This is a genomic window from Thioclava indica (assembly GCF_000714545.1).
GTDB lineage: Bacteria > Pseudomonadota > Alphaproteobacteria > Rhodobacterales > Rhodobacteraceae > Thioclava > Thioclava indica.
In genome coordinates this window covers 13,022-39,247 of record NZ_AUNB01000015.1, presented here as the reverse complement: position 1 = coordinate 39,247, position 26,226 = coordinate 13,022, and the positions used below count along the sequence as shown (strand labels likewise).

Annotated in this window: 24 protein-coding genes; 17 read left to right on the top strand and 7 right to left on the bottom strand. The window is 56.7% G+C overall.

Annotated elements, in window-relative coordinates; genetic code table 11:
• The first annotated feature begins 70 nt into the window (after positions 1-70).
• Both DT23_RS05355 and DT23_RS19385 read left to right on the top strand, forming a co-directional pair.
• Positions 71-694, top strand: coding sequence for a hypothetical protein (locus DT23_RS05355; RefSeq protein WP_038129079.1), 624 nt, complete (start codon positions 71-73; stop codon positions 692-694).
• 142 nt (positions 695-836) lie between these two features.
• Positions 837-974, top strand: coding sequence for a hypothetical protein (locus DT23_RS19385; protein ID WP_156023864.1), 138 nt, complete (start codon positions 837-839; stop codon positions 972-974).
• Between the two features lie 222 nt (positions 975-1,196).
• Here the strand turns inward: DT23_RS19385 and DT23_RS20140 are convergent, their stop codons facing one another.
• The gene (locus DT23_RS20140) at positions 1,197-1,325 is read right to left on the bottom strand and encodes a hypothetical protein (protein ID WP_276202210.1); all 129 of its coding nucleotides are present in this window, start codon (positions 1,323-1,325) and stop codon (positions 1,197-1,199) included.
• A 158-nt stretch (positions 1,326-1,483) separates the two neighbouring features.
• Between DT23_RS20140 and DT23_RS05345 the strand changes: the two genes are divergently transcribed.
• Positions 1,484-2,188, top strand: coding sequence for a phosphatase PAP2 family protein (locus tag DT23_RS05345; protein WP_038129074.1), 705 nt, complete (start codon positions 1,484-1,486; stop codon positions 2,186-2,188).
• A gap of 205 nt (positions 2,189-2,393) precedes the next feature.
• Here the strand turns inward: DT23_RS05345 and DT23_RS05340 are convergent, their stop codons facing one another.
• Entirely contained in the window at positions 2,394-3,506 is a 1,113-nt protein-coding gene (locus tag DT23_RS05340; RefSeq protein WP_038129136.1) for an S-(hydroxymethyl)glutathione dehydrogenase/class III alcohol dehydrogenase, read from the bottom strand.
• Between the two features lie 114 nt (positions 3,507-3,620).
• Between DT23_RS05340 and DT23_RS05335 the strand changes: the two genes are divergently transcribed.
• Entirely contained in the window at positions 3,621-4,208 is a 588-nt protein-coding gene (locus DT23_RS05335) for a HutD/Ves family protein (protein WP_038129134.1), read from the top strand.
• Here DT23_RS05335 and DT23_RS05330 read toward each other — a convergent pair.
• Positions 4,169-5,527, bottom strand: a complete 1,359-nt coding sequence (locus tag DT23_RS05330; protein WP_205618219.1) for a formimidoylglutamate deiminase — start codon at positions 5,525-5,527, stop codon at positions 4,169-4,171. The two genes, DT23_RS05335 and DT23_RS05330, sit on opposite strands and share 40 nt — an antisense overlap.
• Before the next feature lie 85 nt (positions 5,528-5,612).
• Here DT23_RS05330 and hutI point away from each other — a divergent pair, with 85 nt between their 5' ends.
• The 4 genes from hutI to hutU are packed head-to-tail and all read left to right on the top strand — an operon-like array spanning position 5,613 to position 10,835.
• Positions 5,613-6,827: an imidazolonepropionase gene (gene hutI / locus DT23_RS05325; protein ID WP_038129069.1), complete on the top strand. Its 1,215-nt coding sequence runs from the start codon at positions 5,613-5,615 to the stop codon at positions 6,825-6,827.
• Positions 6,824-8,362 (top strand): histidine ammonia-lyase, encoded by a 1,539-nt coding sequence (gene hutH, locus DT23_RS05320; RefSeq protein ID WP_038129068.1) that lies wholly within the window; start codon positions 6,824-6,826, stop codon positions 8,360-8,362. Before hutI ends, hutH begins: the two co-directional genes overlap by 4 nt.
• Positions 8,359-9,171: an N-formylglutamate deformylase gene (gene hutG / locus DT23_RS05315; RefSeq protein WP_038129065.1), complete on the top strand. Its 813-nt coding sequence runs from the start codon at positions 8,359-8,361 to the stop codon at positions 9,169-9,171. The genes hutH and hutG overlap by 4 nt, the downstream gene beginning before the upstream one ends.
• On the top strand, positions 9,168-10,835 hold the full coding sequence (gene hutU, locus DT23_RS05310) for a urocanate hydratase (RefSeq protein ID WP_038129063.1): 1,668 nt from the start codon (positions 9,168-9,170) through the stop codon (positions 10,833-10,835). Before hutG ends, hutU begins: the two co-directional genes overlap by 4 nt.
• Before the next feature lie 46 nt (positions 10,836-10,881).
• On the opposite strand, the gene DT23_RS05305 is transcribed toward hutU, so the two are convergent.
• The gene (locus DT23_RS05305; protein WP_038129060.1) at positions 10,882-11,571 is read right to left on the bottom strand and encodes a UTRA domain-containing protein; all 690 of its coding nucleotides are present in this window, start codon (positions 11,569-11,571) and stop codon (positions 10,882-10,884) included.
• A 219-nt stretch (positions 11,572-11,790) separates the two neighbouring features.
• Here DT23_RS05305 and DT23_RS05300 point away from each other — a divergent pair, with 219 nt between their 5' ends.
• The 4 genes from DT23_RS05300 to DT23_RS05285 all read left to right on the top strand — a co-directional run bounded on the left by DT23_RS05300 (position 11,791) and on the right by DT23_RS05285 (position 16,304).
• On the top strand, positions 11,791-12,747 hold the full coding sequence (locus DT23_RS05300) for an ABC transporter permease (protein ID WP_038129057.1): 957 nt from the start codon (positions 11,791-11,793) through the stop codon (positions 12,745-12,747).
• A gap of 201 nt (positions 12,748-12,948) precedes the next feature.
• Positions 12,949-13,608, top strand: coding sequence for an ABC transporter permease (locus tag DT23_RS05295; protein ID WP_338064216.1), 660 nt, complete (start codon positions 12,949-12,951; stop codon positions 13,606-13,608).
• A 4-nt stretch (positions 13,609-13,612) separates the two neighbouring features.
• Positions 13,613-15,241, top strand: coding sequence for an ABC transporter ATP-binding protein (locus DT23_RS05290; protein WP_038129053.1), 1,629 nt, complete (start codon positions 13,613-13,615; stop codon positions 15,239-15,241).
• A 4-nt stretch (positions 15,242-15,245) separates the two neighbouring features.
• Positions 15,246-16,304: a succinylglutamate desuccinylase/aspartoacylase family protein gene (locus tag DT23_RS05285; protein WP_038129049.1), complete on the top strand. Its 1,059-nt coding sequence runs from the start codon at positions 15,246-15,248 to the stop codon at positions 16,302-16,304.
• 4 nt (positions 16,305-16,308) lie between these two features.
• Here the strand turns inward: DT23_RS05285 and DT23_RS05280 are convergent, their stop codons facing one another.
• The 3 genes from DT23_RS05280 to DT23_RS05270 form a co-directional block, all read right to left on the bottom strand.
• Positions 16,309-17,439 carry a 2Fe-2S iron-sulfur cluster-binding protein gene (locus tag DT23_RS05280; protein WP_038129047.1) on the bottom strand — a complete coding sequence of 377 codons (1,131 nt, stop codon included), beginning with the start codon at positions 17,437-17,439 and terminating at the stop codon, positions 16,309-16,311.
• A 1-nt stretch (position 17,440) separates the two neighbouring features.
• On the bottom strand, positions 17,441-18,481 hold the full coding sequence (locus tag DT23_RS05275) for an aromatic ring-hydroxylating dioxygenase subunit alpha (protein ID WP_038129045.1): 1,041 nt from the start codon (positions 18,479-18,481) through the stop codon (positions 17,441-17,443).
• Between the two features lie 87 nt (positions 18,482-18,568).
• On the bottom strand, positions 18,569-19,495 hold the full coding sequence (locus tag DT23_RS05270; RefSeq protein WP_051697059.1) for a LysR substrate-binding domain-containing protein: 927 nt from the start codon (positions 19,493-19,495) through the stop codon (positions 18,569-18,571).
• Between the two features lie 179 nt (positions 19,496-19,674).
• Between DT23_RS05270 and DT23_RS05265 the strand changes: the two genes are divergently transcribed.
• The 5 genes from DT23_RS05265 to DT23_RS05245 all read left to right on the top strand — a co-directional run bounded on the left by DT23_RS05265 (position 19,675) and on the right by DT23_RS05245 (position 26,112).
• Entirely contained in the window at positions 19,675-21,228 is a 1,554-nt protein-coding gene (locus DT23_RS05265; protein WP_038129044.1) for an ABC transporter substrate-binding protein, read from the top strand.
• Positions 21,229-21,303: 75 nt separating this feature from the next.
• Positions 21,304-22,674 (top strand): FAD-binding oxidoreductase, encoded by a 1,371-nt coding sequence (locus DT23_RS05260; protein ID WP_038129042.1) that lies wholly within the window; start codon positions 21,304-21,306, stop codon positions 22,672-22,674.
• A 15-nt stretch (positions 22,675-22,689) separates the two neighbouring features.
• Positions 22,690-23,787 (top strand): histidinol-phosphate transaminase, encoded by a 1,098-nt coding sequence (gene hisC, locus DT23_RS05255; protein WP_038129040.1) that lies wholly within the window; start codon positions 22,690-22,692, stop codon positions 23,785-23,787.
• Positions 23,788-23,999: 212 nt separating this feature from the next.
• Complete coding sequence (locus tag DT23_RS05250; RefSeq protein WP_051697067.1) at positions 24,000-24,572, top strand: hypothetical protein; 573 nt, start codon at positions 24,000-24,002, stop codon at positions 24,570-24,572.
• Positions 24,544-26,112, top strand: a complete 1,569-nt coding sequence (locus DT23_RS05245; protein ID WP_081846928.1) for an alpha/beta fold hydrolase — start codon at positions 24,544-24,546, stop codon at positions 26,110-26,112. The genes DT23_RS05250 and DT23_RS05245 overlap by 29 nt, the downstream gene beginning before the upstream one ends.
• Positions 26,113-26,226: the final 114 nt, after the last annotated feature.

Here is a 26,226-nt window from a genome sequence, read left to right as displayed (position 1 = left end):
CCATTTCCACGTGGTCGGTTACGGTCTATCCTGTTCCTTTCGAAAAGCTCCCTTCAGTTTGTGAGGCATCATGTGGAACTGGCTGTCCGAGAATGCACCCCCCCTGCAGGCGACCGTAGGTGCGATCACTGCCCTGGTCTGGCTGGTCTATCTGCAGATCCTTGTGTCAGGATTGCGGCGCCAACGCCGCACCGAAATTTTGATACACCTAGGCGGCAGTCAAAGTCTGGATGCCCGCGCCTTCATCAGCAATCTCGGTTTCGAGCCGATCTACATCCTTGAAATCCTGTTGACCATTTGGTCCAGAGACGGTGAACGCGAGACCTCCATCGCTGATCGCACCGAGATGGCGAAAGAAGATCTGTCCAACCCGAGTGCAACCACCTTTCAGGGCCCTCTGAAAAGCGGGGAGTTTATCGATATCGGCTGTTTCGAAGATCTTCTGAAGCGTGCCCGGTGGAATACCTCGGACGATCTGGATGCCGGCGCAATCAACCGCGTAGAGGTAAAGGTTGCAGCGCTCTCGAGCGCAAGTTCCGCCGTCGTGGCATCCAAACGGCAATTTTACGTCGAGTGTGCCGGAGACAAATGCCATATCCGGCCGAAGACGCTTTATGCGACGCAAATCAGGTCTTGGTGGGGTCGCTACAGGCTCAAGCAGGAGTTGCAGAAAAAACATCTGAAAAAATGGTAATCGGTCCCGCTCCGGTCTGTAGCGGGCAGGTGTTTGCGAAGGCAAGATCGAGTCACCGATCCGATGCCCGGGCCTTCGGGAACCTTCAACAAGCTCTGCCCGTTGCATTCACACCACCGTTAGCGATGTTCAGGAGAAGATCATGTCAAAGCCAGATGATAACAAAAAGAAGAAACCGCCTGAAAAACCTGAAGATGACCTGCACAGGCCGGAAGAAACGCTTGGAGATGCGCCGGCAAGTGATCCAAAGCCCTCCAGGCGTTCAAGGCTGGAGGATTGAGCATGACGGACACCCCGGATCCCTCCCTTGCCGAGGTTCCCGTCTGCGTGCCATTCGAAACCCCGGTGCTCGAAACCCCACGCCGGTGCTTGAAACCCCGGTGCGCCCGCCTACGGGAAAACCGGTGAATGATCCGACCGCTGATCAAGGCAGCAGTCTCGCGCAGGTCGTTGGCCTGTCCGGGCAAGAGGTAGAAATTGACAAAGTTGCCGAGCGCGTCTGTCAGAGCCAGTATCCGGCCAAATCAATTCGGATCTTATCCTCTGCCGAGTGGGTCTGGCGGGTCTTACGGCGGATGTTTTTGACCAGCTTGTCTGCTGCGTCTTGCGACGGTGCGGGCGTCTTGGTCATCCTCGCTCCTTAAAGGCTACGACGGACCAGAATACACACGAGGAAGGACGCAAACGTTAACCTCAAAAGACGTGACTATTCCTGAAAGTTTTAGGTCGCCCAGATGCATCACGGCGCGCGCGATACCACGTTGGTGTGCCTGAGTGTGGAGTTAACACATGAAATACGAAATATTTCTAAATTTGGTTCGCTGGACCCGTCGCCAGGTCGAGATTGTTTCACTGGTGATCCTGGGCATCGCTGTAGCCTCAGTTTGGGCGCTCGCTGAATTGACCGACGAGGTCGTGGAAGGGTCAACCCGCAACCTTGATCGAGACATCCTCTTGCTTCTGCGCACGCCAGGAGATTTGTCCGATCCAATCGGTCCCTGGTGGTTTGAAGAAATGGGCCGCGACATCACTGCCCTCGGGGGCGTTGCCGTTTTGATGCTCACGACACTCGTTGTCTCGATCTTCTTCTTGCTGCTGCGCCGCTGGACATCAGCGCTTTATATTCTGGCAACCATCGGAAGCGGAGTTTTGATCAGCAGTGGTGCAAAAGACTTTTTCGACCGCCCGCGGCCCGACCTCGTGCCGCATGATGCCATCGTCCATACCGCCAGCTTTCCATCAGGTCATTCCATGATGGCGGCGATTGTTTACCTTTCACTGGGCGTTCTGATTGCGCGGGTGCAGCCGCGCTTCGGTCTGAAGCTCTATGTTATGAGCGTTGCGATCATGCTGACACTGCTTGTGGGGATCAGCAGGATCTACATGGGTGTTCACTGGCCGACAGATGTTGCCGCAGGTTGGCTCGCCGGAGGGGCATGGGCGATGATTTGCCTGATTGTGGCCCGCATTCTGGCGCGCCGCGGGTATATCTGAGTGGAGGTAATCAAAGATGCCGGATAGGAGCAACGGGTCTAGGGTCGCGAATTTCTGCTTCAGCGGCTGTGTGGCTCAGATCAGCTTTGGCTTGTAACGCGCGCTATCCGCCGCGCGGTGTTCGGCGTGATGCAAAGCACAAGGCTACCACGATAACAACGATACGTTTCGTGGTAGCCCCTCGCTCTATCTCGTCGTTGCGTTCTTAAAATTCCACGACAGCGCGGATGGACTTGCCTTCGTGCATCAAATCAAACCCGTGGTTGATTTCGTCGAGCGTCAGTTTGTGGGTGATCATGGGGTCGATCTCGATCTTTCCGTCCATGTACCAGTCGACAATCTTTGGCACGTCTGTGCGCCCTGATGCACCGCCGAACGCTGTTCCGCGCCAGCTGCGCCCTGTGACCAGTTGGAACGGACGGGTCGCAATTTCCTGCCCGGCGCCGGCCACACCGATGATGATGCTTTCGCCCCACCCCTTATGTGCGCATTCCAATGCTTGGCGCATAACGTTTACGTTGCCCGTGGCGTCAAATGTGTAGTCGGCGCCGCCGCCCGTCAGCTCCACCAAATGCGCCACGATATCGCCGTCGATCTTGGATGGGTTCACAAAGTCGGTCATGCCAAAGTGCTTCGCCATCTCGGCTTTGTCGTCGTTCAGATCCACGCCAACAATTTGATCCGCGCCCGCCAGTCGCAAGCCCTGGATCACGTTCAGCCCGATGCCGCCCAAACCGAACACGATGCCCGTTGACCCGATCTCGACCTTTGCTGTGTTGATGACGGCCCCGATGCCCGTGGTCACGCCGCAGCCGATGTAGCAAATCTTGTCAAACGGCGCGTCTTTACGCACTTTCGCAAGCGCGATTTCAGGCACAACCGTGTGGTTGGCGAAGGTCGAGCACCCCATGTAGTGGTGGATTGGCGTGCCATCCAGCATGGAAAACCGCGTGGATCCATCGGGCAAAAGCCCTGCACCCTGCGTGCTGCGGATCGACTGGCACAGGTTGGTTTTTGGGTTCAGACAGTAGTCACACTCGCGACATTCCGGCGTATAAAGCGGGATCACATGATCTCCAACCTCAAGGCTCGTAACACCTTCGCCGATTTCAATCACAACGCCCGCGCCCTCATGGCCAAGGATCGCCGGGAAGATGCCCTCGGGGTCATCGCCAGAGCGGGTGAATTCATCTGTGTGGCAAAGGCCGGTGGCTTTGATTTCAACCAAAACCTCTCCGGCTTTGGGGCCCTCAAGATTGACCTCCATGATTTCAAGTGGTTGGCCTGGGGCAACAGCGACAGCGGCGCGGGTTCTCATCATGGGGCTATCCTTCGATATTATGTATAGACTTAATGGCATTTAGAGCATTAAATAAATCGCGGCACGACATCGGTCAAGCCATCCAGCCTAAAAACAAGAGTGTATCCCATCATGCGCATTCTCACACGAAACGAACTGATTGATACCCCATGGAAAAACGGCGGTGGGATTACCCGTAACATCGCAAAAGGCATGGTTGGCGACAGCGTGGCCTGGACGATCAGCCGGGCTGACGTGACCCAGGATGGGCCGTTTTCGGATTTTACGGGGATGACGCGCGTATTGACCGTGGTTTCGGGCGGCGCGATGGAATTGCGTGCCCCGACACATGTGATTGAGGCGCGCCTCTGGGAACCCGTCCGGTTTGACGGAGCATTGCAAGTTAAGTCGCGGCTCACCAGTGGCCCGCTCACTGACCTAAATCTAATGTTTGATCCTGACCTGTGTGAGGGCGCGGTTGCCATGCGGCATAGCCCCTTTTCCGGCCTCGCCCAGCGGCCCAAACAGGGGCTGCTGGCTTTTCACGTCTTATCGGGTACGCCGCAGATAAATGCGGCAGAACTGGCGGTGGGGGATACTGCTTTCATCGACACTCAAGATGCCGCGTTAAACCTTGCCGAGAATGACGCCGTTTTGGAAATCAGGCTCGATTATGTCGATCACAAGGATGCCATCAAGCTTTGCATTGCGTCTTTGTAGGCGCTGACGATTGCATCGCGTTTGACATGGCGGCCTGATTGCACGGCGTGGCGGCCGGCGGACCAGACATCGGTGACGACTTCGTCTTTGGCAGCAAACACGAGGCCGTCCAAAAGCTGATCCTGGCGCAACGCGCAAAGTGACGGCGCGCTGCTATCTATCGCGACCAGATCCGCCAGCTTTCCGACCGCGATCTCACCGGCATCGCGACCCAAGGCCTGCGCCCCGCCAATGGCCGCCCCTGTATACAGCGTTTCTCCGACCGAACCTTCGCCGACGACCATCACATTGCGGGCAACGTCGCGCAGGCGTTGGGAATATTCCAGCGTGCGCAGCTCTTCGGTGAGGGAGATCAGCACGTTGGAATCCGATCCGACCCCAAACGCGCCGCCCGCCTCAAGATAGCTTGGCCCGTTAAACGGACCATCGCCCAGATTGGCCTCGGTTACGGGGCAAAGGCCCGCGACCGCGCCGGATTTGGCCATGTTTAGGGTCTCTTGCGCCGTCATATGAGTGGCGTGGATCAGGCACCAGTTTTGTGCCACGTCCACATTGGCCAGTAACCAGTCCACAGGGCGCGCACCGAGCCAGGCAGAGATATCTGCCACCTCTTTGGGTTGCTCAGAAATGTGAATGTGAACAGGGCCGGTCTCATGCGCTCCAAGAACTGATTTCAGATCATCGAGTGATGTGGCCCGCAAGGAATGCGGCGCAATCCCGACGCGACAATCTGCGGGCAAACCCGCAACCATATCCCGCGCCCGTGAAACAAGCTTATTGAACCGATCAACGGAATTTCCAAACCGCGCCTGCCCGTCCTGAAGCGGCACCTGCCCTGCACCGCCATAGGTGTAGAGCACGGGAAGATGTGTCAGGCCAATCCCAGTCGCGGCGGCTGCGGAGGCAATCCGGCCCGATAGTTCACCCAGATCATCGTAAGCTGTGCCACCCGGCTGATGATGCAGATAATGGAATTCGCCAACGCTGGCATACCCCGCTTCTTGCATTTCAAGAAACACGAAACCCGCAATCGCTTCGATATGCTCTGGCGTCAGATTTGCCGTGAACCGGTACATCAGATCGCGCCACGTCCAGAAGCTATCTTTGCCTGCCATCCGATATTCCGTCATGCCCGCCATCGCCCGCTGAAAGCTGTGGCTGTGCAGATTTCCGAGCGCCGGTAGAAGGGTATCGATGCAGACGTCTGTCGGCTGCGGAGACTGATCAACAGAGATATCGGTGATCCAGCCGTCCAGATGTGTCACGCGCACATTTGACGCCCATCCGGTGGAAAGTTTGGCTTGCTTTGCAAAAATCATTTGGCGGTCCTCGCAGTTATGTATAGACATAAAGCACACTAGCGCGTACTAGAAAAGCTAAATTTTTGATCATCGGGGGGTTAAGATGACTGACAAGAACAACCTTTTTGTTGATTTAAACGCAGCGACGATGGTCGAATCGCCCGAGCCTTATGGCCAGATCAAGGACGCAGCCATCGCCGTGATTGACGGGGTGATCAAATGGGTCGGCCCAGCTTCGGACGTGCCTGACACCTACACATCCCTGCCGCGCACCAGCCTTGGTGGCCGTCTTGTGACCCCCGGCTTGATCGACTGCCACACCCATATCGTTCATGGCGGTGACCGCGCTATTGAATTCGAAATGCGTCTGAACGGGGCCAGCTATGAAGAGGTCGCCCGCGCCGGGGGTGGCATCGTTTCCACCGTCAAAGCGACCCGCGCTGCCACCGAGGATGAACTGCTGGTCGACGCATTGCGCCGCGTGGATGTGATGATCGCGGAAGGTGTGACCTGCATCGAAATCAAATCCGGTTACGGCCTCGATATGGAAACCGAGCTGCGCATGTTGCGTGTGGCGCGCGCGATCATGGCGAACCGCGCGATTATCGTGAAGACCACATTCCTGGGCGCCCACGCCACGCCCGCCGAGTACGCGGGTCGCGATGATGCTTATATCGATGATGTTTGCATCCCGACGTTGCGGGCCGCCCATGCCGAAGGGCTGGTGGATGCCGTTGACGGGTTCTGCGAGGGGATTGCGTTTCACCCCGCCCAAATCGCCCGCGTCTTTGATGTGGCGCGTGAATTGGGCCTGCCTGTGAAACTGCACGCCGAACAGCTGTCCAACCTTGGGGGCGCAAAGCTCGCCGCCAGCTATGGTGCACTGTCTGCCGATCATATCGAATATCTGGATGAGGACGGCGTTAAAGCCATGGCCGAGGCTGGCACAGTTGCCGTCATCCTGCCTGGCGCGTTTTACACGTTGCGCGAAACGCAAGCTCCGCCGATTGATCTGCTGCGTAAATACAATGTGCCCATGGCGCTTGCCACGGATATCAATCCCGGCACCTCTCCGGTCAACTCGATGCTGTTGACGCTGAACATGGGCTGCACCCTGTTCCGTATGACGCCCGAAGAGGCATTGCGCGGAGCCACCCAACACGCGGCGCGCGCCCTTGGGTTGACCAATTCAGGCACCATTGCCGCAGGCATGCGTGCAGACCTGGCCGTCTGGGACATCAAACACCCAGCCGAGCTGGCTTATCGTATCGGCTTCAATCCGCTTCATTCCCGCATTTTCGGAGGTATCCTCGCGTGACGACACTTACCCTTACTCCCGGCGCAGTTACGCTTGATGATCTGCACAGTATTTACTGGAACGAAAATGCGGTGCGCCTTGATCCGGCATGTCACCCTGCCATTGAACTGGCCCACTCGCGTATCGCGAAGGCGGTCGCGGGGAGTGATGCGGTTTATGGCGTCAACACGGGTTTTGGCAAACTGGCCTCGGTCAAGATCGAAAGCAAAGACACCGCAACCCTGCAACGCAATCTGATCTTGTCCCATTGCTGCGGCGTTGGTCCTGCGATCCCACGCCGTCATGCGCGGCTTTTGATGGCCCTGAAACTGCTCAGCCTCGGGCGCGGCGCATCCGGTGTGCGGCTGGAGGTCGTGACGTTGATCGAAGGGATGCTCGAAAAGGGTGTCACTCCTGTGATCCCCGCCCAAGGATCGGTTGGTGCATCGGGTGATCTTGCCCCGCTGGCGCATATGGCCGCTGCAATGATGGGGCACGGCGAGGCTGAATTTGACGGTAAAGTTATGTCAGGGGCCGACGCGCTAGAGGCCGCTGGCCTGACGGCGGTTGAACTGGGTCCGAAAGAAGGCCTTGCCCTGATTAACGGCACACAGTTTTCCACGGCCTTCGCTTTGGCCGGATTGTTCGGCGCATGGCGCGGCGCGCATTCCGCGCTGGTCACATCGGCGTTGTCGACCGATGCGATCATGGGCTCCACCGCCCCGCTGCAGCCTGAAATTCACGCCTTGCGCGGCCATCGCGGCCAGATCGAGGCGGGCGAAACCATGCGCGCGCTGCTGGCAGGGTCCGAAATTCGCGAAAGCCACTTTACCGATGATGCTCGCGTTCAAGACCCCTACTGCATTCGCTGCCAACCGCAGGTGACCGGTGCCGCGATGGACGTGCTGCGCATGGCCGCCCGCACATTGGAAATCGAAGCGAACGCCGCGACAGACAACCCCTTGGTGCTGATTGAGGCCGATGTCATCGTGTCAGGCGGTAACTTCCACGCTGAACCAGTGGGCTTTGCCGCTGACATGATCGCATTGGCAATTGCAGAGATCGGGGCCATCGCGCAGCGCCGTGTTGCGTTGATCGTTGATCCCGTCCTCAGCTTTAATCTGCCGCCGTTCCTGACCCCCAATCCGGGTCTGAATAGCGGTTATATGATTGCCGAAGTCACCACCGCCGCCTTGATGAGCGAGAACAAACACCTCGCCAATCCATGTGTCACCGACAGCACGCCAACGTCGGCCAACCAGGAAGACCACGTATCGATGGCCGCGCACGGTGCGCGCCGCTTGGGTGCGATGATCGAAAACCTGAACCGGATTTTGGGCGTCGAGTTGCTTTGTGCCGCACAGGGGATCGATTTCCGCGCACCGCTGACCACCAGCGCCACGTTGCAAAAAGTTGTTGCCCGCGTTCGCCAAGACGTCGCGACATTGGGCGAGGATCGCTATCTCGCGCCAGACCTTGAAAGCGCATCGGTGATGATCGCATCAGGTGCAATCGTGACGGCGGCAGGTATCGACATGCCGGAATTCGACGCATGACCCCTGTAGAAATCCACCAAGGCGACAGCCCCATTGTTTTGGGTTTGCCCCATACCGGCACCTATGTTCCCGAAGATATCTTTGGGGATTTGAATGACCGTGGGCGCGGGCTTGATGATACGGATTGGCACATTCACCAGCTTTATGACGGTGTTCTAAGCGGGGCGACCACCGTGCGCGCCACGTTCCACCGCTATGTCGTCGATGCCAATCGCGACCCGTCTGGCGTTTCACTCTATCCCGGGCAGAACACCACCGGACTCGTGCCGCTGACCGACTTTGACGGCAATGACATCTGGGCAACTCCGCCCTCGGATGCGGACATCGAAACACGTCGCAAAACGTTCCACGCGCCTTATCACGCCGCGCTTGAGGCGGAGCTTGCGCGCGTGCGCGATATTCACGGCATCGCAATCTTGTATGATTGCCATTCGATCCGGTCCCACATCCCCTTTCTGTTTGACGACACGCTACCTGACTTCAACATCGGCACCAATCTCGGCACCACCTGTGCCCCCGAAATCGAAGCCGTAACGCAAGACATTTGCGCGCAGGCAGCGGGCTATACCTCTATCACAAACGGGCGGTTCAAAGGTGGCTGGACAACACGCCATTACGGCCAGCCTGCAACAGGGGTTCACGCCATTCAAATGGAACTCGCCCAAAGCACCTATCTGAGGACCGAAGCGGCGCCTTGGGCTTACGACACCCAAAACGCTGCACGCCTCCGCGTACACCTGACCGACATTCTGGCCAAACTGGCCGAGCTGGCCCCAAATCTAGTCACTTCCCTGAAAGGCACATCATGAGCGATCCGCGTAAGAACACCCGTGACGTATTCCCCGCGACAGGCACCGAATTGACGGCCAAAAGCTGGCTGACAGAAGCGCCGTTGCGCATGCTGATGAACAACCTGCATCCGGACGTCGCCGAAAATCCGCATGAGCTGGTGGTTTACGGTGGCATCGGGCGCGCCGCGCGCACATGGAAAGACTACGATTTGATCGTAGAGTCCCTGCGTAATCTGGAAGAAGACCAGACGCTGATGGTGCAATCGGGCAAACCCGTCGGCGTATTCCAAACTCACAAAGACGCGCCGCGTGTTTTGATCGCCAACTCGAACCTGGTGCCGCATTGGGCGACTTGGGACCACTTTAACGAGCTCGATAAAAAGGGCCTCGCGATGTATGGCCAGATGACCGCCGGGTCGTGGATTTATATCGGTAGCCAAGGCATCGTTCAGGGCACCTATGAAACCTTTGTTGAAGCAGGCCGCCAACATTACAACGGTGATCTGACTGGCAAATGGGTTCTGACAGGCGGCCTTGGTGGCATGGGCGGCGCGCAGCCGTTGGCCGCTGTGATGGCGGGCGCATGTTGTCTGGCGGTTGAATGTAACCCCGACAGCATCGATTTCCGCCTGCGCACCCGCTATGTGGATGAGCGCGCGGATACACTCGATGAAGCACTCGAAATGATTGAACGCTGGACAGCCGCTGGTGAAGCCAAATCCGTTGGTCTGCTTGGCAATGCCGCCGATGTTTTTGCCGAAATCGCAGCGCGTGGTGTGCGCCCTGACATGGTGACGGATCAAACGTCAGCGCATGACCCGATCAATGGCTATCTGCCCCAAGGCTGGACAATGGCGCAGTGGAAAGAAAAGCGCGAAAGCGATCCAAAGGCCGTCGAAAAAGCCGCCCGTGCATCCATGAAAGTGCACGTGCAAGCAATGATTGATTTGCAAAAAATGGGCATTCCGACGTTTGATTACGGCAATAACATTCGTCAGGTCGCGTTGGACGAAGGGTTAGAGAACGCGTTTGATTTCCCGGGCTTCGTGCCGGCCTATATCCGCCCGTTGTTCTGTCGTGGTATCGGCCCGTTCCGTTGGGCTGCCCTGTCCGGTGATCCCGAAGACATCTACAAAACAGATGCCAAGGTCAAAGAGATCCTCTCTGAGGACAAGCACCTGCACAACTGGCTGGACATGGCCAAGGACCGCATCGAATTCCAGGGCCTTCCGGCGCGTATTTGCTGGGTGGGTCTGGGTGTGCGCCATAAATTGGGCCTCGCATTCAATGAGATGGTGCGCAACGGCGAATTGTCGGCCCCGATCGTTATTGGTCGTGACCACCTGGATTCAGGATCTGTTGCATCGCCCAACCGTGAAACGGAAAGCATGAAAGACGGATCTGATGCTGTGTCCGACTGGCCTTTGCTGAACGCGCTTCTCAACACGGCGTCGGGTGCGACTTGGGTGTCGCTGCACCATGGCGGTGGCGTTGGTATGGGGTTCTCCCAGCACTCCGGCATGGTGATTTGCTGTGACGGGACGGAGGATGCGGACCGCCGCATCGCGCGTGTTTTGTGGAACGATCCAGCCACAGGCGTTATGCGTCACGCGGATGCGGGCTACGACGAAGCCCTGGACTGCGCGCGGGAAAACGGGCTGAATTTGCCGGGTATTCTGTAACAAAAACGGGCGGGGGCGATGCACATCGTCCCCCCCCCGCAAGCTTTCAATATCGCGTCGTCAGACGATAGCCGGGACGGTAGGACAGACGCACATAGGTGACCGCATCCCCTTCCCACCATGTGCTTCGTTCTGCCGAGAAGACCGGATCACCGACAGAACAATCAAGATAATCAGACAGTTTCTGATCGGCCAATCCAGCCGAAAAATTGATCTCCGCCTTTGAGAATGGAATGGTAGCAACCAACCATTCCGTCGGACAGTCCTTTGTAAAATCGGCATCCTCGGCGGCCGGCAACGCCGATAAGTTGATCCAACGATCTTCGTGTTCATACGGAATACCGTCAGCGTAATGCATACACACCAAATGCAAGGCTTTGCCATTCACCGGTAGCTGGATGCGGGCCCTGAGCCAATCCGGCGCGACATCGACCTCGCGGCTGACCAACGAATACCGATATTTACTGCCTTTTTCTTCGATTTCGTCGCGGATAACGGGAATGTCGAAACGCGCCTGACGCACAGGGGTCATCCGTACGCGGGTGCCTGCCTTGCGCCGCCGTTCAATAATGCCATCATCTGCCAATTCGCGCATCGCACGGTTAACAGTGGCGCGCGCGCATCCGTATGTGAGAGCGAGATCCACTTCGTTGGGCACGAGATCACCTGGCCCCCAATCCCCTTTGACGATTTTCGCAAGAATGTCGGATTTGACTTCTTTGTATGTGGATTTCATCACGGATCATTTCTTCAGCTTAGCGTGCAATTACTAGGCGCATACAGTGATAGCAACATTTACCCAAGCGCAGTGACAGATGCTTTTCATAGTAAACACAGTCCACGAAGAAAAACTAAACAGTCACGCAAAGAGCCTAACTTGACGGAATGCGCTCGCTCCCTTCATCTTGGTTTAAATCTAGACATAACGCAATCTTCTAAGACAAAAGTGGTGCTCATGAACCCAATTCTGCTCATTGTCCTAAAACGGCTCATGATTGGTCTTTTGACTTTGTGGATCGTCACCGTGATCATTTTTGCCGCCGTTGAATTGCTACCGGGTGATATTGCAACTGAAAAACTGGGCCAGGCCGCGACCCCTGAAAGCCTGGCCGCTTTCCGCGAGAAGTTTGATTTGAACCGGCCAATGGTTGAACGCTATCTATCTTGGTTAGGCGGGGCTGTTACCGGTGATTTCGGCATCTCGATGGCCAACCAACGTCCGATCTCGGAACTTATCGGCGTGCGGACGGCGAACACGTTTTTCCTTGCAGGATATGCAGCCGCCCTTGCGGTTCCGATTGCAGTTGTGTCTGGCATGTTGGCGGCACTTTACAACAGATCGGTGTTTGATCGTGTTTTGTCCAATTCCACCTTGGCCGCGATCTCGTTTCCCGAGTTTTTCATCGCTTACATCCTGATCTTGATCTTTTCGGTCTGGCTTGGTTGGTTCCCAAGCCTTGCCAATGTTGATGTTGATACGGGCCTTGGTGAACGATTGTACAAAACGTTCCTGCCCGCCATGACCCTTAACCTGATCGTTTTGGCCTATATGATGCGTATGACGCGGGCCGCGATTTTGAACCTTTTGGCGTTGCCCTATATCGAAATGGCGCATCTGAAGGGTATCAAACGTTGGCGGGTCATCGCGGTCCACGCCTTGCCCAACGCACTGGCCCCGATCATCAGCGTGATCGCGCTGAACCTTGCGTATCTGATTGTTGGTGTGGTCCTGGTCGAGGTGGTGTTTGTTTACCCCGGCCTCGGACAGGTGTTGGTGGATGCCGTGTCCAATCGCGATGTGACCGTGGTGCAGGCCGCCTGCCTGATTTTCGCCGCGACCTATATTTTACTGAACCTTTTGGCAGACGTTCTGTCGATCATCGCAAACCCTCGCCTTTTGCATCCGAGGTAATCCATGCGCAATATAATACATCACCTTCGCGACGCCCCTATTTCTGCATGGATTGGTATCGTCATCGTTGTCTTTTACGCGGTCCTTGCCATTGGTGCGCCTGTGTTCGCGCCTTTCCCGGAAAGCGCATCTGTTGGCGCACAATACCAGCCTTGGGCTGCGCCGCATTATCTTGGCACTGATGCGTTGGGTCGCGATGTGATGTCGCGACTGATCTACGGCGCCCGCAACACGGTTGGCATTGCCTTGGTCACGACCGCATTGGCATTCACACTCGGGGCGAGTTTCGGTCTGCTGGCGGCGACCGTTGGCGGCTGGTTTGACCCGATTGCGTCCCGAGTTGTTGATGTCCTCATGGCCATTCCGCCACTGATTTTCGCCTTGCTCATTTTGACGATCACCGGAACATCAATCATCGCCTTGATTTTAGTCATCGCCGTCCTGGACAGCACACGCGTATTCCGCCTGTCGCGCGCCGTCGCACAAGGCATTCTGACGATGGACTACATCGAAGTTGCAAGGATGCGTGGAGAAGGTCTGTTTTGGTTGGTCCGCAAGGAAGTGCTGCCCAACGCCGCCGCTCCGTTGATTGCGGAATTCGGGCTGCGGTTCTGCTTTGTGTTCCTGTTTATCTCTGCCTTGTCGTTCCTCGGGCTGGGCATTCAGCCCCCAACGGCAGATTGGGGCGGTATGGTGCGCGAAAGTGCCAAACTGATCGGGTTTGCGAACTTTGCAACGTGGCAAACGGCCACCTTTGGTTTGGCCCCCCTGCTGCCAGCTGGTGCCATTGCGCTGCTTACCATTGGTGTAAACCTTATCGTTGACTGGGTTTTGCACATGTCATCCGGCCTGAAGGATTAAGAGTATGACCGATCTTTTGCTGGACATGAAAAACATCAAGATTGAAGGCTGGTCTGATCGCCAATGGAAACCGATCATCAAAGGCGTTGATCTGCAACTCAAGCGTGGTGAAATCCTTGGGCTGATTGGCGAAAGTGGCGCAGGAAAATCCACGCTCGGTCTTGCCGCGATGGGGTATACCAAGGGTGGCTGCCGGATCCGCGAGGGCAACATCAAGTTTGACGGGATTGAATTGGCAGGAGCATCGAGCAAGGCCCTGCGCCAACTGCGCGGCAAACGCATCGCCTATGTCGCGCAATCCGCCGCCGCCGCATTCAACCCGGCATTCAAGCTGATCAATCAATACTGCGAAGCGCCCGTGCAGCACGGCGTCATGTCCAAAGAGCAGGCCGAAAAAGACGCCAAAGAGCTTTACCGTAAAATCCGTCTGCCCGACCCTGACATGATCGGTTTTCGCTATCCGCACCAAGTGTCCGGTGGGCAGCTGCAACGGGCGATGACAGCAATGGCCATGGCTTGCCGCCCTGATTTAATCATCTTTGACGAACCAACAACCGCCCTTGATGTGACAACACAGATCGAGGTTCTTGGCGCAATTCGCGACATCGTTCGCGAATTTAACACCGCCGCGATCTATATCACCCACGATTTGGCTGTCGTGGCCCAGATGGCGGATCAGATTAAGGTTCTGCTGCGCGGTGACGAGGTCGAGCAGGCCCCGGCCCGCGAAATGCTTGCCAATCCGAAAGAGGACTACACCAAGTCGCTTTGGGCTGTGCGTGATTTCCGCCGCGCGCCACCCGTTCCTCGGGAAGGTGGCGAAACAACGCTGCTCGAGATCAACACTATCCACGCAGCCTACGGCACTGTGAAAGTGTTGGACAACATCAGCTTGAACATCCGTCGTGGCAGCACCGTTGCCGTTGTCGGTGAAAGCGGATCGGGTAAATCGACCCTCGCGCGGGTGATCATGGGACTTTTGCCGCAGTTGGAAGGGGTCATCACCTACGATGGCGAGTCTCTGCACAAACTGGGCGCGAAACGCCCCCGTGGGCTTCAACGGCACTTGCAGATGATCCACCAAATGGCGGATACGGCGCTGAATCCGAAGCAAAAGATCAAAGACGTGATCGGTCGCCCGCTTTCGTTCTTTCTTGGCCTAAAGGGTGCTGCAAAAGAGGCGCGCATCCGGGAGCTCCTGACCCTGATCGAGCTGGACCCGGATGAGTTCATGGACCGGTTCCCATCAGAGCTTTCGGGCGGTCAGAAACAGCGCGTCTGTATCGCGCGGGCCCTTGCCGCAGAACCCGATTTCATCATCTGTGACGAAGTGACATCGGCCTTGGACCAACTGGTTGCCGAGGGTATCCTGCGGCTGCTGGATCGTTTGCAGCGCGAACTGGATCTGACCTATCTGTTCATCACCCACGACATTGCGACTGTGCGCTCCATCGCGGATGAGGTGGTCGTTATGCAAAACGGCGTCATCGTGGAACAGGGATCGAAAGAGGCGATCTTCTCTCCACCGCATGAACCCTACACCGAACTGCTGTTGTCCTCCGTGCCGGAAATGGACCCTGACTGGCTGACAAACCTGCTCAAGGAGCGCGACACCCAAGTGACGGCGGGCTAAGGCAATGGCCCTACGATTTGGAAACGTCTCTTCAACGCTCGACCTTGCGGCGCGCGGCAAACGCACGGGCTTCTTCGGGATCGCACATTCGGACAACCGCCTTGCGTTCTCGACGATACAGTCACCGCTGGCGGTCATTTCAAATGGCGATGGACCGACTGTTTTGGTCTGCGGCGGGAACCACGGCGATGAATACGAGGGCCAGATCATCGCGCGGCGTTTATATGAAACCCTGTCCCCCGACGCGCTAAGCGGGCGATTGATCCTTGCGCCAGCGCTGAACATGCCAGCGGTTCAAGACGCCAATCGGGTATCACCACTGGACGGTGGCAACTTGAACCGATCCTTCCTTGGCGCCGGGTTTATGGGGCCAACCCAAGACATAGCAGGTTTCATCGCGACGCATTTGATCCCGAAGGCTGATCTGGCGGTTGATATCCATTCAGGCGGACGGCAAACCAATTACGTCGATACGGCTTATTTCTGCCTGTCCGCTGACGTGGTGCAAAACCAACAAACCCACGAATTGGCCCAGGTGATGGGCCTGCCCTACACTATGGTTGTGCCTGCCGGCGATGCCAGTGGCGATTTCGACAGCGCAGCCCATGCCGCCGGTTGTGCAATGATCTCTTGTGAACTTGGCGGTGAGGGCAAAGTAACCCGACTTGCTTTGGAACGGGGATGGCATGCCGTTCTGCGTCTGCTCGCTCATCAAGGTGTTCTAACACCCGCAGCTAAGGATCGGCTGGGCATTGCGCCTGCGCCTGAAACAACGTTCCTCGATCTCGGCGATGACGTGGTCTATTTGACGGCGCAATCCTACGGTATGATCGAACCCTTGGTCGGTCTCGGAGATGAGGTTGCGGTTGGTCAGCCCGTCGCACTGTTACGTGACATGTACAACATGGATTTGCCCCCGCAGGTGTTCACCAGTCCGCGCACAGGTGTGGTGTCGATACAGAAGACATCACCAATGGTCACACCGGGCGATCACATCTGCGTCCTATGCCCGATGCTTTCAACGGCGCAGCTTGCCACCCAAATGGCGAAAGCTGCGCCCTGACCTGTTAGATATCCAGCACGACAGCCCCTTTAGGGCGCGAACAACAGATCAACACCTGACCGTCTTCTGGGGCGACAAGCGGCTCTTCGAAATACTCGACCTCACCCGAAACCAGCCCGCATTTGCAAGAATTACAGATACCGGACCGGCAACTGAATTCAGGGTTTAATCCAGAATTCTCGGCCAGCTCCAGCAACGAATGAGCAGAGCCATCCCAGTCGGCTGACGCGCCCGACCGCCGGAAGGTAACTTGCCCTTCTGAGGATGAGGACGATGGCTTGGAGGTGTCATCCGCCTCGGCCCATGCGTCAGGGTTCGTCAGAAAAGTAAGCGCTTGAATGGTCGGGGCGGCGTTCGAGGCTGCTTTCGACGCCGCAGGCTTCGCCGCGATCTGGTCAAGCGATGCCGCCTTGCCAAAGAACTCATAGGCGATGCGGGCCTTGGGAATGCCCAAGTCTTGCAACAGTTGATACATCGCCGCCATGAAGGGAACCGGGCCACACAGATAAACATCATAATCATCAATCGGAAGCGTGCTTTGCAGGAACGCCTTGTCGATCATGCCGGTCCCGTCAAACTGATCGCCGTCTTCGGGTGTCCGGTAAACGAAACGCGCGTGAATGCGTTTCCCCGTCAGGGCGATAACCTCATCGCGCAACGCGTGGACACGACCGTTTTCGCAAGCGTGCAGGAAATAGACATCGCGGTCACTGTTCTTGAGGCGATGCAGCATCGACACCATCGGCGTCAGGCCAACCCCGCCAGACAAAAGCAAGACGGGCCGTTTGCTGTCCTCATCCAGATAGAAAACCCCACGTGGTGCCGCGATATCAATCGTCTCGCCGACCTCAATGCGGTCATGGAGCCAGCACGATCCGACCCCGTCAGGCGCGCCGTTCAAACCGGATTCGCGTTTGACTGTGATGCGGTGATATCCTGTTTCAGACGGACAGCTCGACACCGAATAGGTCTTGAGCACGTGGTCGCCCGCCGACGGCACACGCAAGGTCAGGTATTGCCCCGGCTTTACCTCCCAAACAGGCCCCCCGTCTGTGGGTTCAAAGTAAAAGGACGTGATGATTTCGCTTTCAACGACCTTTTTTGCAACGCGGAAAACACGAAAACCTTCCGCCATCTTACTGACTCATCTTCGCGTCAACCATTGCCTCTTCGGCAATCATGGCCTCAAGCTGACGGCGGAATCGGAGTTGCCCCGCGTCAATGCCGAGATCGATATGCGGCGACGTCTTTTCGTCCATGCCGATCTGAACGGCATCCAACACAGCACGATCTTCTTCAAAGGCACCGCGCACGTCTTCACTCATCATTGCAGACAGCTCTTCATCATCAGGGCGGATATTGCGCAGCTGGAACCAATAATAGCGCGTTTCGTGTTCCGTTGTGGGCGTCATGAAGTTGTAACTGTCCATGACAAATGTGTTTTCGTGTAACGGGCCTTCAACGCCGCCGGTGCCCGCAGGGGTGAAAACAGCGCGGATCAAAGCGTGGCTTGGATAGCGGACTTCGTAATGTTGAAGACGATCGCAGTTGCCTTCGAATTCTACGACTTTCTTGTAAAACGGCGCAGGTTCGTGATCCATCATCCAGCGATGCACGATCACGCCCGTATCGGTTTTGGTCACACGCAAGGGCGTATCTTTGGTCGCCGCAGCCGCAAATGAGCTTTCGTGGACCCATGCAACATGCGTCGGATCAAGCAGGTTGTCGCACATCAACAGGTAGTTGCAGTTCAGCTCCATCGCCGCGCCGCGGTTAATCCCCCATTCAGGGCTGTCGAAGTTCGGGATGTCGATGATGTCTTCGATGTCGGCGATGGCTGCGTTGCCCATCCAAATCCACACCAAGCCGTATTTTTCATGCACGGGGAACGGGCGCACGCGCGCCGCGGACGGAATGCGTCCCCCACCGGGGGCCCAAACGCATTGGCCTGCGCAATCAAACGTCAGCCCGTGATAGCCGCATTCAACATTATCGCCCTTGATGCGACCCTTTGACAGCGGCAGCTTGCGGTGCGGACAGGCGTCCTCCATTGCAATGACTTCGCCCTCAGAGTTCCGGAACATGCAAATTTTTTCGCCGAGCACTTTGACCTGCTGTAAATCGTTGACGATTTCATCACTCCACGCGGCAACGTACCATGCGTTTTTCAGAAACATTGGGATTCCTCGATATAGAGATTTCTTTGACAGGTTTTGGTGATGCTACGCTGGTGCGGCCATCGAATAAAACCGTTCAATTTTTTCTTATTGTTTAGAATTGCTAATTGATCCGTTGGCGGTTTCGGCCAGAATCCAGTTCAGAAAATTGCGGGACTTTTCGTTCTTCAACATTTTCGAACCCCAACAGATGAAATAGGGTTCGGGCATGGTCAAAGACGCCTGCGATATGCGTATCAGACGCCCTAATTCCAAATCCACAGACGCAAAAGATAGTTGCGCCAAAACAACGCCTTGACCGCTTGCCGCCGCCTCGAGCGCCGAGCTGGACAGGGAATGGGTTGACGCCGGCTTTCGCTGCTGGCGGCCCAAACCCTGTGCCTCCAGCCAGGTATCCAGCTTTGGGATGCTTGTATATTCCGCCCCCCAATCGATATCGACCCAAGGCAAATGTGGTAACGCAGCCGGATCAAGGGCCTCTGGGTTGGCCTTTAGGAATTCTGGCGAACAGACTGGAAAACACACATCGTAAAATAGAGGTCGCGCGTGTGGGAAAGACTGGGAAACCGACCCGTATGTGAGCCTGAACATATGGTTCAAAAACTCCGGGTCTGGCTCTCCGTGGGTTGCTTCCAGCCGGATCGAGGTTTCGCCATGCTGTGCCTCAAAGCTTTTTAATCGCGGTTGCAACCACTTCAAAAGCAACGTGGGTAAGCCCGACACGTTCACGTCCAATTCTGACGCCTGCTTTGCCAGCAGACCCTGCGCCTGCTGAAGTTTCTGAAACCCTGCCGATACGAGCACGTGATACGACTTGGCAGCGGGCACCAACGTTGCGCGCCTGCCGTCTTTCATGATCAGCGGTAATTGCAGGTGGTCTTCGAGGAGTTTGATCTGCTGGCTAATCGCACCAGAGGTAACGCCTAATTCTTGTGCAGCTCCGCGCACAGAGCCAAGCCGCCCGAAGCTCTCAAAAGCCTGTAAAGCACGCAAAGGTGGTAGGACTGAGCGCATTAGGTGCCTTTCGGGTGCCTATTTGGTCATCACATTAGAAGGGCTTAACGGTACCACTGTAAATCTGATTTGTCACCTATAATGCTGTCACTTAGCATATTAAATATAGACATAATAAAAACGGTACTACCACCTTATCCGCCTCCCCAACAGGGCCGGACATCTCTCAGGAGACACAGATGAACTTTTTGACAAACCGTCGCAGCGTACTGTTCGGCGCGACAGCACTTGGTGCCACCGCGCTTCTGGGTGCATCAGGCCAACCATTGCGCGCACAACCTGTGCAGGGCGGCACGCTTCGCCTTGGGATCGGTAGCTTCGATTCCGGCGAAACACTCGACCCGCAAGTGTCCGAAACGAAATTCATGCAGAACCTGCAATGGCAGCTGCGCAACAACCTGATCGAAGTCGGCGCTGGCGGTGTCTTGATCCCCGAACTTGCGACAAGCTGGGAAGCCAACGACGATCTGACAGTCTGGACATTCCAACTGCGTGAAGGCGTCCAATTCCATAACGGCAAGACCATGGACGCAAACGATGTTGTGTTCTCTCTCAAGCTGCACATGGGCGAAGATAGTCTTTCACAAGTGAAGGCCCTTGCAGCGGTCATGAGCGAAGTTGAGGCGACTGGACAGAACGAAGTGACAATCACGCTGCACTCCGGCAACGCAGGCTTCCCTGCTGTGATGTCCCTGACATGTCTGTATATCGTGCCTGCAGACGACATGAACTTTGACGCTGGTATCGGTACCGGCCCCTACATCCTCGACGTCTACGAACCCGGCGTTAAATCCGTCGTTCGCAAGAACCCGAACTATTGGAAAGCAGACCGCGCGCACTTTGACTCTGTTGAAATGCTGGCGATCCGCGATGTGAACGCGCGTACAACGGCCCTTCAAACCGGACAGATTGACGCGATGAACGCGGTAGATCCGACAACGGGTGGCCTGTTGGCTGCTATGCCTGGCGTCGATTTGGTTCAGACGCAGGGTAAGGTCCATTACGCATTCAGCATGAACACAACCGACCCGTTGTTCGCCGATGTGCGTGTACGCAAAGCGATGAAGCTGGCCATCAACCGTCAGGACATAGTGGAAAAGGTGCTAAACGGCTACGGCTCGATCGCCAATGACCAGCCGATTTCAAGTGCTTACGTGTATCATGACGGCAATATCCCGCAGCACGAATATGATCCGGAACAGGCGAAATCACTGCTGGCAGCCGCCGGTGCAGAGGGCCTTGCAACGACGCTTCACGCCTCTGACACACCCTTTACCGGTGCTGTAGATGCCGCCCAGCTATACAGTGAGCATGCTGCCGCTGCAGGCATCAACATCACAGTCGCCCGCGAACCAGAAGACGGATATTGGTCCAACGTCTGGGGCAAGAAACCATTCTTCGCATCCCGTTGGTCTGGCCGCGCGAACGAAGACCTGATGCTGTCTCTCGCTTACTCCCGTAAAGCTATTGGCGGATACAACGAAACATCATGGGACAATGATGCATTTAACACGGCGTTGGATGCAGCGCGTGGCGAGAAAGACGACGCCCGCCGTCGTGAACTCTACGCAGAATGCCAGATGTTGATCGCCGAAGAGGGCGGTATGGTCGCGCCGGTCTTCGCTGATTTCCTCGATGCCAAATCATCCAAAGTCTCAACACCAGAAGCCGTATCCGGCGACTGGGATCTTGACGGCAACCGCTGTGCGGAACGCTGGTGGTTCAACGCGTAAGCGTACCCGATCACAAACGTGGGCCGCTATTTTGGCGGCCCGCAATCGCTTTCACACCTTCAGAAAGCATCTGAAATGCCAGATAAACTTTCCCCCCTCCTCGCAGAGCTTTCCCCCCTTTTCAAAGACCGGATTCTGACGTCGAGTGCTGCCCGAGAACATCACGGCAGCGGCGAAAGCCACCTACCCGCCGCGTGGCCAGATGCCGTCATCATGGCCCACTCGACGCAGGAGGTGTCCACGATCCTGTCGGCCTGCACCAAATACAACGTCCCGGTTATTCCATTCGGTGCAGGGTCATCGCTTGAGGGGCAAATTCACGCCCCTCACGGTGGCATCTCTCTCGATCTATCTGCAATGGACGCTATCCTTGACGTGCAAGACGCAGACATGGATTGCAGGGTTCAATGCGGTGTGACCCGTCAGGCATTGAACGAACATTTACGGGCGACCGGATTGTTCTTCCCTGTCGATCTCGGCGCGCACGCGACCTTGGGGGGCATGGCTGCAACCCGCGCGTCCGGCACCACAACTGTGCGATACGGGTCCATGCGGGATCTGGTGCTGGGACTCACTGTCGTGATGCCCGATGGCGAAATTATCAAGACAGGTGGTCGTGCACGAAAATCAGCATCGGGCTATGACCTCACCCGTTTGATGATCGGATCAGAAGGCACGCTTGGGATCATCACAGAACTGACCGTGCGGCTTTTTGGCATCCCGGAAGCGTCCCAAACCGCCATGTGCACATTTGAAACCATTGAGGACGCGACTGAAACAGTTGTCATGGCCCTGCAATGTGGTCTTGCGCTGAACCGGATCGAACTGGCCGACACCCTACAAATGCAAGCCATCAACCGCTATTCCAAAACCGAACTGCCAGAGCGCCCGACCCTCTGGGTCGAAATGACAGGCAGCCCCGCAACTGTCGAAAATGACATGGAAACCTTCGTCGCACTGGCCGAAACTGCGGTGAACATCGACCAAGCCAAAACCGCAGAGGACGCGGCCCGTATCTGGCGCATCCGACATGACGCGCTTTATGCGTCGCGCGCGTTGCGTCCCGGCATCAAAGGCATATCCACGGACGTTTGCGTTCCAATCTCGCAATTGCCCGCCTGCATCAGCGCCATTCAAGATGTCATCGCCACAACGTCTATTCAGGCGCCTTTGGTCGGCCATGTCGGCGACGGGAACTTTCACCTTGTTCTACTTTACGATCCGGCTGACGAGGCCGAGGTCTGCGAAGCCAAACACATCAACGCGGCCCTCGTTTCAATGGCCATCGAAATGGGCGGAACTTGCACAGGTGAACACGGCGTAGGACTTGGCAAAAAGGCATATCTGCCAGCTGAACACGGCCCCGCACTTGGCGTTATGGCCCGTATCAAACGCGCCATCGACCCCGACAACATCATGAACCCCGGCAAGATCTTTGATCTTTAGCGTATAGGAATACACATGTCCGCATCCTTTCCCACCGACCTGATCCGCAAAGATGTTGCCGATCTTCCGACTTATAATGCGGGCCTCGCGCTGGATCAGTTCAAGGCGAAATACGGTGTCGACTGTCTTGCCAAACTCGACAGCAATGAAAGCCCGCTCGGGCCCTCCCCGCGTGCCGTGCAGGCGATGCAAAAGGCCGCCGCTGGCGTATGGCGCTATCCTGATGCGGGCAACGCGGGTTTGCGCGCCAAGATCGCAGAGCAGGCAAACACCACATCCGAAAACGTCATCTTCGGCAACGGATCCGAAGACCTGATTGGTGCCCTGTTTCGGGCCACCATTCGCCCGAACGATCATGTGGTCACGATCTGCCCCAGCTTTGGTCTGCATGAATTTGGCGCGATGATGTTTGGCGCAACAGTCACCAAGGTGCCGTTCAATGCGGATTGGTCGTTCCCCGTCGCGGGCCTGTGCGACGCCCTGAAGTCCAAACCGCGTGTTTTGATATTTTCATCGCCGAGCAACCCTGCTGGCCCTGCGATTTCCGAACAGGAATTCCGCACGATCCTCGCTGCCGCCGACCCGGCAACGCTTGTCTGTTTTGATGAGGCATACGTCGAGTTTATCGCGCCCGACCAACAGTTCGACGCGCTCGCGATCCTGGCCGAAACCGGGCATCCCGGCCTGATCCTGCGCACGTTTTCCAAGGCGTTCGGCCTTGCTGGCGTGCGTGTCGGCTACGGTGTTGCGACGGACACGCAGCTGATCACAGCGATGATGAAAACGCGCAATCCATTTGGTGTAAATGCCCTTGCGGTGGCCGCCGCATCCGAGGCTATTGACGACACTGCGCACCTTGCCCGCGTCGTAGCCCAAGCCACATCAGAACGCGACCGCGTCGCGGCGGCGCTGTCTGCCAAAGGTTTCGTGTGCGCGCCAAGCCAAGCCAACTTTGTGTTCTTTGATACCGGTGCCCCTGCAAGCGTTCTTGTAGAAAAACTGCGCACCAAAGGTGTGTTGATCAAAGCTTGGCAAGAGGCCCCTTATGAAAACTGGGCCCGCGTCACAATCGGGTCACCGGATGAGAACGACATCTTCTTGAATGCCTTGTAGGGGTTTTGTCGCATCGCTTTCGGTTGTTTTAAGAACGCCTTTTAGGGGACACACTTCGTCTGCGAGGGCAGTAAATTGCTTGATTTGCGAGGGGACCTGAACGCCTACCCGCCGATCTTCTTCTTGAAAAATTGGCCGTTTCGGGTTTCGATGAAGGGGCGCGCACGGCTCTTGAAGAAGCGACTGGTCAGCAATCAGAATGGAATCTCGCTATGAAAAAGACTGAAACGCCGAATTCCGATCCTACGATGGTCATTGAAATTCCCGAAGCGGTTGGCGTGTTCGACAGCTTTGATGCCCTGCAATCTGCGTTCTATGAGTTGCGTGACGCCGGGTTTCACCACTCTAATATGAGCCTTCTCGGCGGAGATAAGGCGTTGAAAGAAAAGCTTGGAGACAGCTATCAGCGCGCCGAGGATCTGGAGGACGATCCGCATGTGCCCCGCGCCAACTTTGTCTCGGAAGAGGCGATCGGCGAGCTGGAAGGCGCTATCGCGGGCGGGGTCTTTTTCATCCCGACCTATGCTGCCATGGCGGTTGCCGCAGCAACAGGAGGCGCAACGGCGGCGGCCTTGGCGATTGTCGGCATCCCGGCGGCAATCATCGGAACACTCTTGGCGCGACGTGCCGGCAAACATCACAAGGATTACTATGCCCGACAGATCGAGCATGGCGGCATACTTTTGTGGGTGCGCGTAGCGGACGAGGAAAAGGAACGCAAAGCGGTCGAAATTCTCAAGTCCCACTCTGGCAAGGATGTTCACGTCCATGACTGGAGCCAATGACCCAAGTGGAAGGAAGCCGAAAGCGGACCGGAGCGAGGGCGGCGCGTCGTCTGAAATGCCAGGCCCGGGCATTGATACGCCGCAAGGCCCGTTTCGGGTAACCGGGTCGATCCTGCCCCGGTTTGAAAGTCCGGAATGGGAGAGCTGGCCATTCAATGTGATATACAGAAATTTCCTGTTATCGCAGAAATGGTGGAACGAGGCGTTAGACTCATTCGAAGATGTAGCGCCTCGCGAACGGCAGAAAGCGTCCATCGCCGCGCAGCAGATGTTCGACATGGCCTCGCCCGCGAATGCACTCTGGAGCAATCCCGAAGTGATTGCGTGGACGCTGTCTGAGGGCGGGGCCAATCTGCTGCGTGGCGCGTTGAACCTTATAGAGGATTTGCACCGTGCCGCCTGGGGCCTGCCCCCCGTGGGTGCGATGGACTACGTGCCGGGTTGCAATGTCGCGGTGACGCCGGGCAAGGTTGTGTATCGCTCTGATTTGCTGGAACTTATCCAGTATGATGCGCAAACCGAGACAGTCGCCCCCGAGCCTGTATTGATCGTGCCGGCATGGCTGATGAAATACTACATTCTCGACCTGTCGCCGCAAAATTCGCTGGTTAACTATCTGTGCGGACAGGGGTTTAGCGTTTTCATGATTTCCTGGGCGAACCCCGGCCCGCAGGACCGCGATATCGGTATGGCCGACTACCTTGATGCCTTGGAAGACGCGCTGGCCGCTGTCGCTCGGATCGTGCCAAACACACGGACCCACGCGATCGGCTATTGTCTGGGCGGGATGCTGTTAACGGTGAAAGCGGCGCAGATGGCGCGTGATCGCGACGACAGGCTCAAGTCTCTTACACTGTTTGCCAGCCAGCTGGATTTCACAGAGCATAGCTCGTTGCAATCGCTGCTTGGCGAGCCTGAGGTCTCATTGTTGGAATCCGTGATGTCGAACACGGGGTATCTGGATGGAAAACACATTTCCGATGCTTACAAGGTCTTGCGCGCCGGGGAATGGATCTGGCCCCACTATATCAATAACTACCTGATGGGACGCCGCTATCTGCGCAGTATGGTTTTGAATAATGCGCTGGCGGGGGGCACATATGAGGTGGGCGGCAGGCCGGTTTCGCTTGGGGCCATCACGGTGCCGGTGTTTTGTGTTGCCGCCGCAGACGATCAGATTGCGCCGTGGCAATCGGTTTACAGGCTGCGTCGGCTGCTAAGGTCCGATATCACATTCTTGCTGACCTCTGGCGGGCACGTTGACGGTATCATCAACGCCCCTGGCTGCGCGGGGGCAAGCTATCAAGTTGCCCGGATGCCCCGAACCGCCCCCGATATTGCCCGCGACAGAACCCCCGACATCGCCCCTGAGAACTGGCGTCACAGCACGCCATCGCAAGACGGCTCATGGTGGCCCGAATTTGCGCAATGGCTGCACGATCATTCCGGCAGCGCTGCGAAACCGCCCATAGCGCGCGGCCTTAAAACACCCGCCGGAACCGAAATTGAAGCTCCCGGCACCTATGTTTTTCAGAAGTGATACGGGTCTTTGGCGCAGGGCGAGACGTCCGGACGCAAGCGATTTCCGATGCCAGATCCGGCTCATGCGGGAACACTATTGCGATGTTGTGCAGTGCCACATAGGCAGGGCTGG